This window comes from Kocuria sp. HMSC066H03 (assembly GCF_001812045.1).
Taxonomy (GTDB): Bacteria; Actinomycetota; Actinomycetes; order Actinomycetales; family Micrococcaceae; genus Kocuria; species Kocuria rhizophila.
The window spans coordinates 649,556-665,239 of the sequence record NZ_KV807506.1 but is presented as its reverse complement, the minus strand read 5'-3'; the positions used below and the strand labels follow the sequence as shown (position 1 = coordinate 665,239).

Genomic DNA, 15,684 nt, shown 5'->3' with positions numbered 1-15,684 from the left:
CGCTCCTGTACGCGGTGTGGGAACTGTGGGGCGCGCGGAGTCGGTGCCGTCTCACGTCTGGCGCGTCCGGGGCCGTTCCCCGGGCGACGACGACGCTCCGCGAGCTTGCGCTCCCCACTCTAGTGGGTGCCCGCGCACCCGGGCGCCGTGCCGCGCTCAGCCGATGCCGACCGCGCCCACCAGCAGGCCCACCACGAGCATCACCAGGGAGACCACCAGGGCCCGCCACAGCACCTTCTTGTGGTGGTCGCCGAGCTCCACGCCCGCGAGGGAGACCAGCAGCAGGATCGCGGGCACCAGCGGGGACTGCATGTGCACCGGCTGGCCCGTGATGGAGGCCCGGGCCATGTCCACCGCGGGGATCCCGTAGTGCGCGCCCGTCTCGGTGAGCACGGGGAGCACGCCGAAGTAGAACGCATCGTTGCTCATGAAGAACGTGGCGGGGATGCTGATCAGACCCGTCAGGACGGCCAGGTACGGGCCCATGCTGGAGGGGATCACGTCCACGAGCCACTGGGACATGGCATCCACCATGCCCGTGCCGGACAGGATGCCCGTGAGCACCGCCGCCGCCATGACCATGGAGACCACCGCGATGATCGAGGAGGAGTGGGAGGCCAGCATCTTGCCCTGGTCCGACATCCTGGGGAAGTTCACCACCATGGCGATCGCGCTGGCCACCATGAACAGGTACGGCAGGGGCACCACGTCCGCCACGAGCAGCACCATGACAAGCACCGTGAGGGACAGGTTGAACCAGAACAGCTGCGGTCGCAGGGACTCACGGTTCGGGTCCAGGGCGGTGTTCGTGAGGCCCTCGCCGGTCAGCAGCGGGGAAGGGGTCCTGGCGGTTCGGGCACCCGGGGTGCCGGCACCCGGGGCGCCGGAGCCCACGGCCGCTCCGCGGCCCCAGCGGGCGGGATCGGCGGCGGCCAGGCGGCGTCGTTCGGAGCGGCCCAGGAGCACGGCGAAGACGAAGATGACCACCAGCCCGGCGGCCAGGGAGGGGAGCATGGGCAGGAAGATGTCCGTGGCCTCCACGTGCAGCGCGGCGGCCGCACGGGCGGTGGGCCCGCCCCACGGGACGATGTTCAGGGCGCCGTTGGTCAGGCCCGCGATGCACGTGAGCACCACGGGGCTCAGGCCCAGGCGCTGGTACACGGGCAGCATGGCCGCGGTGACCACGATGTACGTGGTGGAGCCGTCCCCGTCCAGGGAGACCAGGGCGGTGAGGATCATGGTGCCCACCACCACCTTGGCGGGGTCGTGACCGGTGGCGCGCACGATGAGGTTCACGAGCCGGTCGAACAGGCCCACGTCGATCATCAGGCCGAAGTAGATGATCGCGAACATGAGCAGCGCGGCCGTGGAGGACATGTCCTTGACGGCCTCCATGACCATGTCCCCAATGCCCAGCCCGGCGCCCGCGAAGAGGCCGAAGACGGTGGGGACGATGATCAGTGCGAGCAGCGGGGTGAGGCGCTTGGTCATGATGAGGCCCATGAACGTGGCGATCATCAGGAACCCGAGCAGAACCAGCATCAGTGACTCCTGGGTGGTGGGAAGGGGACGGGGCACGTCGGGCGTGCGGCTCATCACACCGTAGGAGTGAGAGGCGCATCACGTCCCTGTTGTGCTCATTGCGGGACGTTGTGCTCGTTGACCCCTTTGTGCTCTTTCTGCTCGGTGACGTGGCGCACCCCTAGGATGAGCGCATGAGCAGCGAGCGCACCCCCGCGGGAACGTTCACCACCCGCATGATGGTGGTGCTCTTCGCGATCGTGGCCGGGATCGTGGCGCTGTGCCTCGCGGCCGTGGTGGTGCTGACCGTGGAACGGGTGTACGACCAGGCGGAGCAGGAGGCCCTGGGTATCGCACGCACCCTGGCCGTGGACCCGGTGGTCGTCTCCGAGACCGCGGCGCGGGCCGGGGCCACCGCCCTGGACCCCGCCGCGCTCGCGGAGGGGCCGGTGCAGCGGCGCGGCGAGGCCGTCCGGCAGAGCACGGGTGCCCTGTTCGTGGTGGTCACGAACGACCAGGGGATCCGCATGTCCCACCCCAACCCCGACTCTCTCGGTCAGAGGGTCAGCACCGCCCCCGACGCCCTGGGCGGCCACGAGTCCGTGTCCCGGGACGCCGGCACCCTGGGGGACTCGGTGCGCGCCAAGGTGCCCGTGCGCCAGGGGGACCGTGTGGTGGGGGAGGTCAGCGTGGGGGTCCCCGTCGCGGCCGTCACGGGTCAGCTGCAGCGGGCAATTGCCTCCATCCTCGTGATCGCGGTGCTGGCCGTCGCGCTCGCCGCGGGGGCCGCCGCCCTGCTGGTGCGCTGGCTGCGGCGCACCACACTGGGGCTGGAGCCCGAGGAGATGGCGCAGCTCGTCCGGGACCAGGAGGCCGTGCTCTACGGGGTGGAGGACGGGGTGATCGGCATCGGCCCGGACGGGCGGATCAGCATCCGCAACAAGGCCGCCCGGGTGATGCTCGAGCTGCCGCGGCGCGCGGAGGCCGCGGACGTCGTCGGCCGTCCCTACACCGAGGCGGGGTTCGACGCCGCGCTGACGGACGCGATCACGCGGCAGCGCTCCGGGAGCGGGTCCGGTGAGGTGGTGGTGCGCCTGGACACCTCCCGTCGCACGATCCGGGCGCAGGTGCAGAGCGTGCACCGGGACGGGGTGGACCTGGGCCAGGTGGTCCTGCTGCGGGACCTCACGGCCATGGAGGACCTGCGCAGCCGGCTCACCGCCATGCAGGCGATGACCGACGCCCTGCGGGCGCAGCGCCACGAGTTCGCCAACCGGCTGCACACCATCTCCGGGCTGCTGGGCAACGGGGAGCACGAGCACGCGCGGGACTACGTGGCCGAGATCATGGCCTCCGGACCCGTGCGGGACCCGGTGGAGAACATCACCGCGGTGGAGGAACCGTTCCTGCGGGCGTTCATCGGCGCCAAGGGCGTGCAGGCCCACGAGCGCGGGGTGCAGCTGCGCGTGGGGCTCGAGACCGCCCTGGCGGGCCAGCTCGTGGAGGCCCAGGACGTCACCGCGATCCTCGGCAACCTCGTGGACAACGCCGTGGCCGCGGTGATCGACGCGGCCCCGGCGGAGCCGGACGATCGCTGGGTGGAGGTGGACCTGCTCAGCGAGGGCTCCACGCTGCACCTCGCGGTGGCCGACTCCGGGGCCGGGGTGGCACCCGGTCTGGACATCTTCGCCTCCGGGGTCAGCACGCGCGCGGGCGCCGAGGCCGGGGTGCACGGCCACGGGGTGGGGCTCAGCCTGTCCCGGCGGCTCGCCCGCACCATGGGCGGGGACGTGTGGCTCGCGGATCCGGGTGGCGGGGCGGACGGGCTCGGCGCCGTGTTCGCCGCCAGGCTGCCCGGCGTGCTGGCCGGTGCCCCACCCACATTCCCGACCGCGGAGGAGAACCCGTGAGCGACCTCAGAGTCCTGATCATCGACGACGACTTCCACGTGGCCGCCCTGCACGTGGGCTACGTGAACTCCGTGCCGGGTTTCGAGGCGCTGCCACCGGTGCACGACCTGCGGGCCGTGGCCGCGGCAGTCGAGCAGCACGCCCCGGACCTCGTCCTCGTGGACGTCTACTTTCCCCAGGGCTCCGGGCTGGATGTGCTGCGGGCCGTGGACGTGGACGCGTTCGTGCTCTCCGCGGCCTCCGAGCGGGCCACCGTGGCCACGGCGTTCCGCCGCGGCGCGCTCGCGTACCTGCTCAAGCCGTTCGAGCCGGAGGTGCTCATGGCCAAGCTGCGGGCCTACGCGCGGTACCGCCGCCAGCTCGACGCCCCCGGGCCTCTGTCCCAGTCGGCGATCGACCGCGCCCGGCGTGCCATGACCGGCGCCGACGACGCCCCGGCCGGCACCGCGGCGTCGGCCACCGAGTCCGCGGTGGCGGATGCCGTGGCCGACGGCGGGGAGGTCACCGTGATGGACGTGGCCCGTGCCGTGGGGATCTCCCGGGCCACCGCCCAGCGCTACCTGTCCCAGATGGTGCAGCGGGGCACGGTGCAGCTGGAGCTGCGCTACGGCAGCAGGGGCCGCCCGGAGCACCGGTACGTGGCGCGGGACTGAACCGGGCAGGGGCTCACACGTCCACCTCGACGAGACCGGCCACCTCCCGGCACGGGACCTCCGGCAGGTTCTTGGCCGGGTCCGGGGGCGCGGTGCGGCCCATGTCCAGGGCCAGCCGGGATCCCTGGAACGTGCCCGCGAGGTCGAAGACCCAGTAGTGGTTGGGGCATTCCAGCGCATCGGCGCTCTGCTCCGCCGAGCGGCACACGGTGGCGCCCTGGTGCGGGCACTCGTTCGACAGGGCCCGCAGGGTTCCGGCCGCGTCCCGTGTGAGGACCAGGGCGGCGTCCCCCACGCGCACCGGGACCGCGCTGGACGGGGCCGCGAGCGCGCTGGCGGCCGCGGCGGCGTCGGGAACCTGCTGCCAGCTCACGCGGCGGCCGCCAGAATGCGGTCCGTGGCGGCGACGAGGCGCTGCCGCAGCGCGGTGCCGCGTGCGGCGAACGCGCGCTGCCGCCGCACGTACTCGGCCTTGCCCTCGGTGGTCTCGATCCGCACGGGCTCGTAGCCCCAGTCCGCGAGGTCGTAGGGGGAGGCCTCCATGTCCGTGACGCGCACGTCCCACGCGAGCTCGAAGCAGTCCGCGAGCAGCTCCGAGTCCACCGCGGGCAGCAGCTTGTACGCCCACTTGTAGAGGTCCATGCTCGCGTGCAGGCACCCCGGCTGCTCCATGGTGCGCTGGGCCTCGCGCGTGGGCTGCAGCTCGTTGCGCTCCACGGCCTGCGGCTGGAAGAAGCGGAACGCGTCGAAGTGCGAGCACCGGATCCGGTGCCCTTCAACCACGGCATCGGTGCCGCTCGCGCCCAGGCGCAGCGCCGCGTTCTCGTGGCGCACTCCGTTCTCGTCCGCGCGGTAGGCCATGGCCCACTCGTGCAGCCCGAAGCAGTCGAACGTGCCGGTCTTCCCGGCCGTGTTCGCCAGGATCTCGCGTGTGAACTTCACCGCCGTCTCACGCTTGGCCAGGAAAGCGTCCGCATCCACGACGACGCCGCTCGCGGCCTCCCGTACAGCCACGGTGGCGGCCAGCTCCGCGGCGGTGGCGGGGCGGTAGAACTTCCAGTCCGCACGCTCCGGGGCGTCGAGCAGGACGACCCCGGGGCCCGGGTGCCAGCGGGTGAACTGCGCGGGGGAGAGCGTGTAGTAGGTGAAGAGGAAGTCCTCCACGGGGTGCTTCTCCCCGCGGGAACGGCGCTCCAGGAACGGCTCCGTCCAGCGGGAGACCCGGTCCTGGTGGGCCCGTTCCCTCCGGGTCCACTGCTCCCGGCTGAGGACCTCACGCACGGGTGCCGTCCTCCTCGTTCTCCTGTGCGGTGGCGATCAGCAGGTGCATCTCCTCGTTGAGCCGCTGCACCTGTTCCGCGGTGACCCGCAGCCGGCGCATCATCTCCTCCGGGACCTGCACGGCACGCTCCCGCAGCGCCGCGCCCTCCGGGGTGACGGTCACGGCGAGCGCCCGCTCGTTGCCCGGATCCCGCTCCCGGGTGATGAGCCCGCGGGCCTCCAGGCGCTTGAGGAGCGGGGACAGTGTGGCGGAATCCTGCATGAGGTGCTCACCCAGGTCCTTGACCGTGCGCGGGTGGCGGTCCCACAGGGCCAGCATCACCAGGTACTGCGGGTGGGTCAGACCCAGCGGCTCCAGGACCGGGCGGTAGCTGTGCACCACCATGCGCGAGGCCACGGACAGGGAGAAGCACAGCTGGTTGGACAGGGCCAGCGGGTCCTCGGCAGGCGTGGGGCGTGTGGTCATGGCAGGTGCGCAGGGGTCAGCGCCCCGTGCCCCCGTAGACGGTCGCTTCCTCGCTGGAGTCCAGGTCGAAGGCCGTGTGGACGGCGCGCACGGCCTCGTCGAGCTTGTCCACGGAGGTCACGATCGAGATGCGGACCTCGGACGTGGAGATCATGTCCACATTGATGTTCGCGTCCGCGAGCGCCTGGAAGAACTGGAAGGCCACGCCCGTGTTCGTCTTCATGCCCGCCCCCACCAGCGACAGTTTGCCCACCTCGCTGTTGTAGTCCAGGCGGGTGTAGCCGATCTTCTCCTCGGCGGCGCGCAGCAGGTTCATGGCCAGCGTGCCCTGGGACTCGTCCAGGGTGAAGGACACGTCCGTGAGCGGGTGCTCGCCGGTGGAGACGTTCTGCACGATCATGTCCACGTACACCTCGGAGTCCGCGAGCAGGCGGAAGATCCGTGAGGCGATGCCCGGGTGGTCCGGCGCGCCCACGATCGTGATCTTGGCCTGGCTGCGATCATGAGCGATACCGGCGATCAGCGGCTGTTCCAAGGGGATCTCCTTCTGGGGAGTGAGGATCTCGTCGGGGCTGGGCAGGACCCAGGTGCCCTCGTTGTGGGTGAAGGACGAGCGGACGTGCAGCGGGACGTTGAAGCGGCGGGCGTACTCCACGCAGCGCAGGTGCAGGATCTTGGCGCCGTTCGCCGCCAGTTCCAGCATCTCCTCCGAGGAGACCCGGTCCAGCTTCTGGGCCGAGGGCACGATGCGCGGATCCGCGGAGTACACGCCGTCCACGTCCGAGTAGATCTCGCACACGTCCGCCTTCAGGGCTGCGGCCAGCGCCACGGCGGTGGTGTCCGAGCCGCCACGGCCGAGCGTGGTGATGTCCTTGGACGAGCGGTTCATGCCCTGGAAGCCCGCGATGATCGCCACGTTGTCGTTGTCCAGCGCCTCCTGAACCCGCAGCGGGCTGACCTCCACGAGCTTGGCCGCACCGTGGGCGCCGTCCGTGATCATGCCCGCCTGGGAGCCCGTGAAGGACTGCGCCGGGACCCCGAGGTCCGAGATGGCCATGGCCAGCAGCGCCATGGAGATCCGCTCGCCGGAGGTCAGCAGCATGTCCAGCTCGCGGGCGGGTGGCTTGCGGGCCACCTCGTTGGCGAGGTCCAGGAGGTCGTCGGTGGTGTCGCCCATGGCGGAGACGACCACGACCACCTGGTTGCCGGCGTTGCGGGTCTCGGCCACTCGCCGGGCGACCCTGCGGACGCCGTCGGCATCGGCGACCGACGAGCCGCCGAACTTCTGGACAATGAGGCTCATGCATTCCTCTCGCGGACGGGCACCTGCCCTGTGCGGGCGGGCGGTCTCGGGGATTCTGCTCCATGCTACTGGTTCGGGGGACAGCCGATCACGGGATCACGGGGCGGTTCCGGGCAGGCAGGCGCACCGTCCGGCGGGCCAGCGCGTTGCCCTACGTGGCCTCCGAGACCACCGTGCGGCCCTCGAACGCGCGGCCCAGTGTGACCTCGTCCGCGTACTCCAGGTCACCGCCCACCGGCAGCCCGGAGGCCAGCCTGGTGACCCGGATGCCCAGGGTCTTCAGCAGCCGGGACAGGTACGTGGCCGTGGCCTCGCCCTCGAGGTTGGGATCCGTGGCCAGGACGATCTCCTGCACCGTCTCGTCCGACAGCCGGGTCATCAGCTCCCGGATGCGCAGCTGGTCCGGGCCCACTCCCTGCAGCGGGGAGATGGCGCCGCCCAGCACGTGGTAGAGCCCGCGGTAGCTGCGGGTGCGCTCAATGGCCATCACGTCCTTGGACTCCTCCACCACGCAGATCACACTGCGGTCCCGGCGGGCGTCCCGGCAGATGGCGCACTCCTCCTGCTCGGTCACGTTGCCGCAGATCACGCAGAAGGACACGGAGGTCTTCACCGTGGAGATGGCGTCCACGAGCTGCTGGACCTCGTCCTTGTCCGCGTCCAGCAGGTGGAACGCGATGCGCTGCGCGGACTTGGGGCCCACGCCGGGCAGGCGCCCCAGCTCGTCGATGAGGTCTTGGACCGGTCCTTCGTACACGGTGCTCCTTCGGGAAGATGGTGGTGGCCGGAGCCGCGGGCCGGCGGGTCACCGCACGGTGGTGCGGTGTCGCGGTGGGGCAGTGTCGCGGGAGGGCGGCTACGCGGCCCTGCGGCTCGGTGCGCGGCACGCTGTGGCGTCCTGTCGTGCCGGGCGGGCCGTCGCGGCGCGCCGGGTCACTGGCTCGCGTCGTGCGCCCGCTCGTCGATGAGCATCCCACCCAGGATGCGTTCGATCGCGGCTTTTCCGTACAGGGACGAGTCCTCCAGGGATTCGTCGTCCGCGCCCGGGACGAAGTTCTCGTCGTCCACGCCGGGGCTGCGGGTGCTGGGCGGCGCGATCTTCGCGGATCCTCCGCTGGCTGCCGCGATGGCTGCCGCGTGGCGCTCGCGCCAGCCGCGACGCGGGGTTCCCGGGCCGCCCGTGCTGCCCGGGGAGCTCTCCGCGGCCTTGGAGGGTGCGGCAGACGCAGAGGCCGGTGACGCCGACGGGTTCGGCTCGTCGTACATGTCCGCCGGGGGTTCGTCCTCCGGTGGAGGGGGCGGTTCTTCGGGGCTCCAGTACTCGGGACCGCGGTCGGCGGAGGGGCGGTGAGAAAGCGTGGTCGACGGGCCGTGGTCCTGCCGGCTCCCACCGTGAGGGCTGGGCCGCAGTGCGTCGTCGTCCTGGGTTCCCACTGCGGAGCCGCCGTTCCGAGGGTCGGGGACGTGAGCAGACCTCGCCGCGCCGCTCTCGGAACCGGTTGCCTGCTCGTTTCCCTGGGGCCCGTCCATGGCCGCGGCGCCCGGTGCGCGGCGCCCACGACCGTCACGGGCGAGGGGCTCACCGGTGGGGGAACCGGAGCCGTCCGGTGCCGGGTTTCCGGGCCGGGGATCGGGGCCTGTGGCGGTGCCGGGATCCCCGGCTGCCCCGGACGTCCGGTCGACCGGCGGCGCCGAGGAAGACGCGGTGTCTGCGGGGCCGGGCTCCCGGGGTGCCTGGGTGCCCTGTGACTCGGAGCTCGCTCGGCTCTCTCCGGTCTCGGTGCCCGGCTGGGGGATCGCGGCCACGGACCACGAGGTGACCGGTTCGTCGTCCTCCGGTGGTGCGGTGTCGGAGCCGCGCGATCGGCGCGGCTGCGGCTCCTGTGAGGCTGGCTGCCCACCGGCCCCCTCCCGGGACGGTGGCGCGGACGATCCCTGCGGGGACCCGGGGCCCGCTTCATCGGAGGACGGCGCCTGCCGTCGTCGGTTGACTCCGAAGCCCTCCGGCTCCCGGAAGTAGTCCGGCTGCTCCTGGGGGGACGACGGGGCCGTGGCAGAGGGGCCGCGAGGGGCGCGGGGTGCTGGACCTCGCCCACCAGGGCCCTTCCCGGGGCCGGCAGACGGTCCGTCTGCGCCGCCGCCCTGGCCCCTCGTGTCCCCGGGACGCACAGCCTCGACCGCGCACTCCAGACCCACCACGTTCTGGATGGCAGCGCGGACGTCTGCCTCGAAGCGGGGGAAGTTCATGATGTCGCCGTCACCCTCGAAGGCGATGCGCAGCGTGGAGCTCTCGTAGGAGATGGGGGTGCCGCGCACCGTGATGGCCCAGGCCACACGCCGGATCTCCGCGAGCGCGGACACGATTTCCGGCCAGGAGGATCGCAGCAGCTCCAGCTCGCCGCTCGTGACGTCACTGGCGGCGGCGTCGCCCCCGCCGGAGTCGCTCCCGCCGGAGTGCTCGGCGTGCTGAGAAGCAGCAGCCTGATGTCCCTGTGCTGCTGCGGTGTCTCGACCGGCGGGACGACCGGTGGCGGATCCACCGCGTTCACGCCCGGGGCGGGGCTGGTCGGACACGTTGTTCTGTGCTGCGGCTTCGGGGGCGGACGTGGTGCCGTCTGCGGGCGGGTGACTTCCCTGGGGACCGCGGGCGCCCTCTGGGACCGGTTCGCCGGCGGCGGGGTGCTCGCTGCCCTGCGGATCCTCCGCCTCGTCCTCGGGGATCGAGGGCTCGGCGATGTCCGGTGTGGTCATGGCGGAGCGGCCCGGTTCCGAGCCGTCCTGCCGGACGGGCCCGGACGGCGTCGGGTCCGAGGGCTCACGGGCGGGGGCCGCAGAGGAGTCGGGGTCCGACGACGCGTCGGGGGCCACGGGTGCGATCTCGGGAGCACCGGGTGCGTGAGCTGCGGGCGCGTCGCTCTGCTCCACCGTTCCCGATGCAGCGGGCACCTCCTGGCCGCCCTGCCGGATCCCGGCGCCCCGCGGGATGCTGAGGCGCCGCTCCAGCCGGTCCACGCGGGAGGTGATGCCGCGGGTGGTGTCGTCCGCGGAGGGCAGCAGGATGCGGGCGCACAGCAGCTCCAGGTGCAGCTGCGGGGAGGTGGCCCCCGTCATCTCGTTGAGCGCCTCGTTGGTGATGTCCGCAGAGCGGGAGAGTTCTGCGGCGCCCAGCTGGGTGGCCTGGTTGCGCAGGCGGTTGATCTGGTCCGTGGGCATACCGTGCAGGATGTTGGCGGCAGAATCCGGGACGGCGTTGACCACCACGAGGTCCCGGAAGCGCTCGAGGAGGTCCTCCACGAAGCGGCGCGGGTCCTGCCCGGTCTGGATCACGCGGTCCACGGAGGAGAACACCGTGGCGGCGTCCCCGGCGGCGAAGGCGTCAACGACGTCGTCCAGCAGAGCCGCGTGGGTGTAGCCGAGCAGGGCGACCGCGAGGTCGTAGGTGAGCCCGCGCTCGTCCGAGCCCGCCATGAGCTGGTCCAGGACGGACAGCGAGTCGCGCACGGACCCGCCACCGGCGCGCACCACCAGGGAGAGCACACCGGGTTCGGTGGTGACGCCCTCCTCCTGGCACAGCTGCTCGAGGTAGCGCATGAGGGGCTCGGGCGGCACCAGCCGGAAGGGGTAGTGGTGCGTGCGGGAGCGGATGGTGGTGAGCACCTTGGAGGGTTCCGTGGTGGCGAAGATGAACTTCACGTGCTCCGGCGGCTCCTCCACGATCTTCAGCAGCGCGTTGAAGCCCTCGCGCGTGACCATGTGGGCCTCGTCGATGATGAAGATCTTGTAGCGGTCCCGTACGGGTGCGAAGGTGGCGCGCTCCCGGAGGTCACGCGCGTGGTCCACGCCGCCGTGGGAGGCGGCGTCCATCTCGATGACGTCCAGCGAGCCGGCACCGTCCCGGGCCAGGTCCTGGCAGGACTCGCACCGTCCGCACGGGGTGGCCGTGGGCCCCTCGGCGCAGTTCAGGCAGCGGGCGAGGATGCGGGCGGACGTGGTCTTGCCACAGCCCCGGGGTCCGGAGAAGAGGTAGGCGTGGTTGACCCTGTTCTTGCGCAGCGCGGTCATCAGCGGCTCGGTCACATGCTCCTGACCGATGACATCCTCGAAGGTCTCCGGGCGGTAGCGGCGGTACAGGGCGGTAGTCACAGACAAGACTCTAGCGGGGGTCGCAGACGCCCTCAGGGGGCGCGCACGCATGGGGAGCCAGGAACGTGAAGACCCCCCGTGCACCCGCCAGAGCCCGTATACCCTTGCTGCCTTCCGGCCCTGGGGGAGTTTTACGAGATGGCGCCACACGAGGGGCTGGCCACTACTTTAGCCCAAGCGCGCGCCGAGTTCGAACCGGCCATCCTCCGCGTCCTCCACGCCCAGGCGGGTGCGGATTCGCGCGCTGGACGGGAGTTCGGCTATGCTGATTGCCGCACGTGCCCCGCGAGAGCGGAACACGTGCGTGCCTGGAGGATTCGCCTAGCGGCCTATGGCGCACGCCTGGAACGCGTGTTGGGTTAACGCCCTCGGGGGTTCAAATCCCCCATCCTCCGCAGCAGACATGAGCTGCGACAACGTTCACGTTGTCGCGGCTCATGTCATTCGGAGCCGCAGGTCCTGGTAGGACCTGCGGCCTTTTCATGCCGCCCCGGCGCCGACGTGGCGCACCCGAGGAATCGCTGTGCCGGTCCGGAAACCTCTCTGGCTGCGGCGGCCACGGGCCCCGCAGCCAGGACGGGAACTACTTGCGGCGAGGCGTGAACGAGGTGGAGCACTTCCACGTGGTCTTGCCGGAGACGGCGGTGACATCCACCCAGACCGTGCGGCCCGGGGTTGCCCCGGCGATCGGGTACTTCACTGCGGCGGTGCCGCGGGCGGAGGCCTTGGCCTGCTTGGTGTTGGTTGTGGTCTTGTACTTCGCGCGGGTGGTCACCTTGGCGTTGGCGCCCACGCGGGACACGTTCACCACCGTGGTGGTCCACTGGCGGGGGTTCTTGACGGAGACACTTGCGGTGCACGGCTTGGCGGAGCTCGCGGCTTCGGCGGGCGCGGCGTCGGCCACGGAGAGACCCGCGGCCAGGGCGAGTGCGAGGATGGTGGCGGCGACGGAACGGCGCAGGGGCGCGGTGGTGACCATGGTGGGTCCTTTGCAGAGGGGGCGCACTGGGGATTCTGCAGTGCTCGGTGATCGACAGCCCGGCCGATCCGTTCCTGCGCCCGAGGGTGATCAGAACAGCAGGATCGTAGCCCCGCCCACGGCGGACCGTGGGTTCGCGAGTGAAAATTACGCATGATTGCTCATGGAAAAACCTCACGACCCGACCGTGCGGACTGCGGGGGCGTGACAGTGCCCCTGCGACCGCCAGGTGGCGGCCACAGGGGCACGTCGTCTGGGCGAGCTGCTACCGGCCCGCCCGGAACCCGGCGATGGCCGGGTCGTGGTCCGAGGAGGCGGCAGCGTCGGGGCGGTAGTAGTCCAGCGCGGTGGTGCGGTACTGGGCGTACTGCAACAGGGGCGACTGACCGGAGTTGACGTTCCACACGTCCGCGCCCGTGGTGCGCTGCTGCAGGCTTCGCGAGACCAGGAGGTGGTCCAGGGAGCCCACCTGCCCGCCGTACACGTAGGTGTGCTCGGCGGCCGCGGGTGCGGAGACGAAGCCGGCCGAGTAGAGGACCTGCATGGGGTCCTCCTGCGTGTAGGAGTTGAAGTCGCCCAGCAGGGCCACGTCCTCGGATCCGGCGCGGTCCGTGAGCTCCGGGATCCAGTCCACCAGCGCCTCGGCCTGGGCCACCCGGGCCGCGTTCCAGGCACCCTGCCCGTCCCCGGCGTCCGCGTTGGGGCCGTTCTTGGGTCCGGAGCCCTTGGACTTGAAGTGGTTGACCACCACGGTGATCGGGTCGTTGGAGCCGCGACCCTTGCCCTGCGTGGCGGTGAAGGACGCCGCCAGCGGGGTCCGGGCGTTCTCGAAGGCCCCGCCGGCGCCCGCCTCAGTGCCGAGCGCCTGGGCCTCACCCATCAGGCTCGCCTCGGCGGGCTGGTAGATGATCGCGTTGGTGATGAAGTCCTGGTCCGCCACCGGCTGCAGCTGGGAGGCGTCCACGGGGGCGATGGCCCACTTCTCGTAGCCGGCCGCACCGTTGAGCGCGCCCACCAGGGCGGCGAGCGCCTCGTTCGGTTCTTCACCCAGCTTGGCGGAGTTCTCGATCTCCATGAGACCCACCACGGAGGCGTCCAGCTGGTTGATTGCCGCCACGGTCTTGGCCTGCTGGCGCTGGAGGTCCGCCGCGTCGTAGGCGCCGCGGACGTCGCAGCCCTGGGCCACGTTGTAGGTGCCGTCGGTGGAGTAGTTGCCGCCCTTGCACTTCTTCTGCTGTCCCGTGGTGGTGAAGTAGTTCAGCACGTTGAACGAGGCCACGGAGATCTGACCTCCCACGCGCGGGGTCTTGTCGGAGGCGGTGGTGAAGCGGGCGGGCTCAGTGCCCCGGGTGATCTCGGACGTGGGCTGGAACCGCCAGGAGTCGTGCCGATAGTCCACGATCACGGGAGCGGTGATCTTCGCGCGGTCGCCCACTTCCACGGGGTTCTGGGGATCCAGGTACGGGACGGTGCGCGCCTCCTGCTGGGGGCTCGCGGCGAAGCCCCGGTTGGTGCCGTCGTCCAGGGTCACCGAGATGGCGTCGTTGCGCGCGGCCTGCGCCTCCGCTTCGGGGCTGCGGGGCAGGGCGACGTCGGTGGGCTGGGCTGGGAGCGCCGAGCCCGCCGAGAGGCCGAGCTCCCCGTAGCGACCCACACCGTAGGTGTCCGCCACCCGGAAGTTCTCCCGGGGCTGGTACACCATGGACTCCAGGTTCTCCCGGTAGGAGGTGGTGGAGGCCCAGTCGGTGGTGACCGGCTTGACGGGTGCCACCTTCTTGACGACCTTCTTGACGCTCACGTTTCCCGAGAGCTGCGTGAGGCCCTTGTACTCGCCGGCGGTTCCGGTGACCTGCACGGCATCGCCCTTCTGCACGGTCACGGGCGCCTGCCCGGTGTAGACGAACAGCCCGGTGGAGGCCGTGGTCCCGGTGATCGTCCCTCCGGAGCCCGGCGTCTGGATCACGAATCCGCCGAGGGACCCGGGTCCTGGCGGGTACACCGCGGTGACCACCGCGGGTTCCGTGGTGACGGTCTGGCCCGCCAGGGGAGTGCTCTCACCGGTCCCCTGGATGGCGGCAATGCTCGTGGTGCTCGGCGCGGCCAAGGCGGGGGCGGCACCGAGTCCCGTGGTGAGCAGCGCGGCGCTGAGCGAGATGGCCAGCGCGCCACGGCGCACGGCGCTGGCGGGGGTGGCGGAGTGGGGTGTCTGCACGGTGATCTCCTGGGCATGGGCTGTGGAAGTGGTGCCGACGGGGTGAACGATCGAGAGGGGGCGACCGGTTCTTTCGGTCCAGCACTGCTGCCAGCGAGCGTAGGAAGAGCAAGAGACCAGGTCATGACGGGAAAGTGAACTCTCCGTGAGGTGCATCACGCTGCTCCCTGGCTCCCTGGCTCCCTGGCTCCCTGGTTCCCTGGTTCCCAGGGACGGGCTGCCGCGCACGACCGGGGGCACTGGGGGAGCACCCGCTCGGCCCCTGACGCACGGGTATTCTTCGCGCATGGTGGATTCAGCTCTTCCCGTGGCCCGCGCGGCGGTGGTCAGCCTGCCCGGCAGCGGCCGCAGGCGGGGCTTCTTCGCGCAGCCGCTGGCCGGCGTGTTCGAGGTGGCGGAGGCGTTCCACGGCGCCACCCAGGACTGGACCCCGTACTTCGACGCGGCGCGGTTCGCCGAGCACTACGGGCGCGCCCCGGTTCCAGCGGAGATCGGCTGCGCCATCAGCCACGCCCGGGTGATCCGGGACTTCGCCGCCGAGGCTGGTGCGGACTCGGATGTCCTGCTCGTTGCGGAGGACGATGCCAGGTTCACCGAGGACTTCGCGCGTGTGGGGCGCACCCTTCTCCAGTCCCCCCTGGGGCACGACGTCGTGGTGCTCGGTGATGGGTGGACCCGGCACCGGCGCACCGTGGTGCGGCGTCGGATCACGGCCATGTCCCAGGTGTCCTGGCTCTCACGGGTGCTGCGCGGGAAACGGCGGCTCTACCGCGTCGGCCGGTATGCGGGCCACGGGGACTGCGCGGGGCTGTACGCGATCACGCGCCGGGCCGCGAGGGCCTTCGACGACTACGTAAGGTCCCTGCCGGGCGAGAAGCTGGAGCATGTGGCCGATGCCTGGCCCGCGTTCCAGGAGCTGTGCGGGTGGGACGTCGCTCTCACTCGTCCCAGCCTGGTCACCTGGTCCGGCGGCTCCACCATCCTCGCCCCGGAGGACCTGGAACGGGAAGCCGCCGAGCTGGCCGCTGCTCCGCCCCTCACCCTCCGGGACCGGCTGGCACTGCGGGTGGCCGCGCGCTCACGGATCCGCGGCGCACGTCTGGCGCTGAGGGCCACGGTGGACGATCTCGCGTTCCGGCGGACACGGCGCGCCAGCGTGAAAGCGCAGCGGGGGACGAGCCGCAGATCGCCGCGGGAGTGACCTGCGGCGTCGTCG

Annotated in this window: 12 protein-coding genes, 1 tRNA gene and 1 other RNA gene; 4 read left to right on the top strand and 10 right to left on the bottom strand. The window is 71.5% G+C overall.

The window, feature by feature from the left end; all coding sequences use genetic code 11:
• Positions 1-156: 156 nt before the first annotated feature.
• A complete protein-coding gene (locus HMPREF2833_RS06430) occupies positions 157-1,542 on the bottom strand; it encodes a CitMHS family transporter (protein WP_070637009.1) in 1,386 nt (461 codons plus the stop codon).
• Between the two features lie 173 nt (positions 1,543-1,715).
• Between HMPREF2833_RS06430 and HMPREF2833_RS06425 the strand changes: the two genes are divergently transcribed.
• Together HMPREF2833_RS06425 and HMPREF2833_RS06420 are read left to right on the top strand one after the other, a co-directional pair.
• On the top strand, positions 1,716-3,431 hold the full coding sequence (locus tag HMPREF2833_RS06425) for a sensor histidine kinase (RefSeq protein WP_070637008.1): 1,716 nt from the start codon (positions 1,716-1,718) through the stop codon (positions 3,429-3,431).
• Positions 3,428-4,084 carry a response regulator gene (locus HMPREF2833_RS06420; RefSeq protein WP_039101634.1) on the top strand — a complete coding sequence of 219 codons (657 nt, stop codon included), beginning with the start codon at positions 3,428-3,430 and terminating at the stop codon, positions 4,082-4,084. The genes HMPREF2833_RS06425 and HMPREF2833_RS06420 overlap by 4 nt, the downstream gene beginning before the upstream one ends.
• Positions 4,085-4,097: 13 nt before the next feature.
• Here the strand turns inward: HMPREF2833_RS06420 and HMPREF2833_RS06415 are convergent, their stop codons facing one another.
• The 7 genes from HMPREF2833_RS06415 to ffs form a co-directional block, all read right to left on the bottom strand.
• On the bottom strand, positions 4,098-4,457 hold the full coding sequence (locus HMPREF2833_RS06415; protein WP_070637007.1) for a Rieske 2Fe-2S domain-containing protein: 360 nt from the start codon (positions 4,455-4,457) through the stop codon (positions 4,098-4,100).
• Positions 4,454-5,365, bottom strand: a complete 912-nt coding sequence (locus HMPREF2833_RS06410; protein ID WP_070637006.1) for a 3-methyladenine DNA glycosylase — start codon at positions 5,363-5,365, stop codon at positions 4,454-4,456. The genes HMPREF2833_RS06415 and HMPREF2833_RS06410 overlap by 4 nt, the downstream gene beginning before the upstream one ends.
• On the bottom strand, positions 5,358-5,831 hold the full coding sequence (locus HMPREF2833_RS06405) for a MarR family winged helix-turn-helix transcriptional regulator (protein WP_039101637.1): 474 nt from the start codon (positions 5,829-5,831) through the stop codon (positions 5,358-5,360). Before HMPREF2833_RS06405 ends, HMPREF2833_RS06410 begins: the two co-directional genes overlap by 8 nt.
• A 16-nt stretch (positions 5,832-5,847) precedes the next feature.
• Positions 5,848-7,134 (bottom strand): aspartate kinase, encoded by a 1,287-nt coding sequence (locus HMPREF2833_RS06400; protein WP_019309895.1) that lies wholly within the window; start codon positions 7,132-7,134, stop codon positions 5,848-5,850.
• Positions 7,135-7,285: 151 nt separating this feature from the next.
• Positions 7,286-7,891, bottom strand: coding sequence for a recombination mediator RecR (gene recR, locus HMPREF2833_RS06395; protein WP_012397356.1), 606 nt, complete (start codon positions 7,889-7,891; stop codon positions 7,286-7,288).
• Between the two features lie 176 nt (positions 7,892-8,067).
• Positions 8,068-11,277, bottom strand: a complete 3,210-nt coding sequence (locus tag HMPREF2833_RS06390; protein ID WP_039101638.1) for a DNA polymerase III subunit gamma and tau — start codon at positions 11,275-11,277, stop codon at positions 8,068-8,070.
• 67 nt (positions 11,278-11,344) lie between these two features.
• An RNA gene (ffs, locus tag HMPREF2833_RS06385) (signal recognition particle sRNA small type) lies at positions 11,345-11,435 on the bottom strand.
• Positions 11,436-11,587: 152 nt separating this feature from the next.
• On the opposite strand from ffs, the gene HMPREF2833_RS06380 reads away from it, so the two are divergent.
• Positions 11,588-11,672, top strand: a tRNA-Ser gene (locus tag HMPREF2833_RS06380).
• Between the two features lie 188 nt (positions 11,673-11,860).
• Here HMPREF2833_RS06380 and HMPREF2833_RS06375 read toward each other — a convergent pair.
• Together HMPREF2833_RS06375 and HMPREF2833_RS06370 are read right to left on the bottom strand one after the other, a co-directional pair.
• On the bottom strand, positions 11,861-12,256 hold the full coding sequence (locus HMPREF2833_RS06375; RefSeq protein WP_039101639.1) for a hypothetical protein: 396 nt from the start codon (positions 12,254-12,256) through the stop codon (positions 11,861-11,863).
• 265 nt (positions 12,257-12,521) lie between these two features.
• Positions 12,522-14,468 (bottom strand): ExeM/NucH family extracellular endonuclease, encoded by a 1,947-nt coding sequence (locus tag HMPREF2833_RS06370; protein ID WP_070637005.1) that lies wholly within the window; start codon positions 14,466-14,468, stop codon positions 12,522-12,524.
• A gap of 286 nt (positions 14,469-14,754) precedes the next feature.
• On the opposite strand from HMPREF2833_RS06370, the gene HMPREF2833_RS06365 reads away from it, so the two are divergent.
• The gene (locus HMPREF2833_RS06365) at positions 14,755-15,669 is read left to right on the top strand and encodes a glycosyltransferase family 25 protein (protein WP_082019305.1); all 915 of its coding nucleotides are present in this window, start codon (positions 14,755-14,757) and stop codon (positions 15,667-15,669) included.
• Positions 15,670-15,684: the final 15 nt, after the last annotated feature.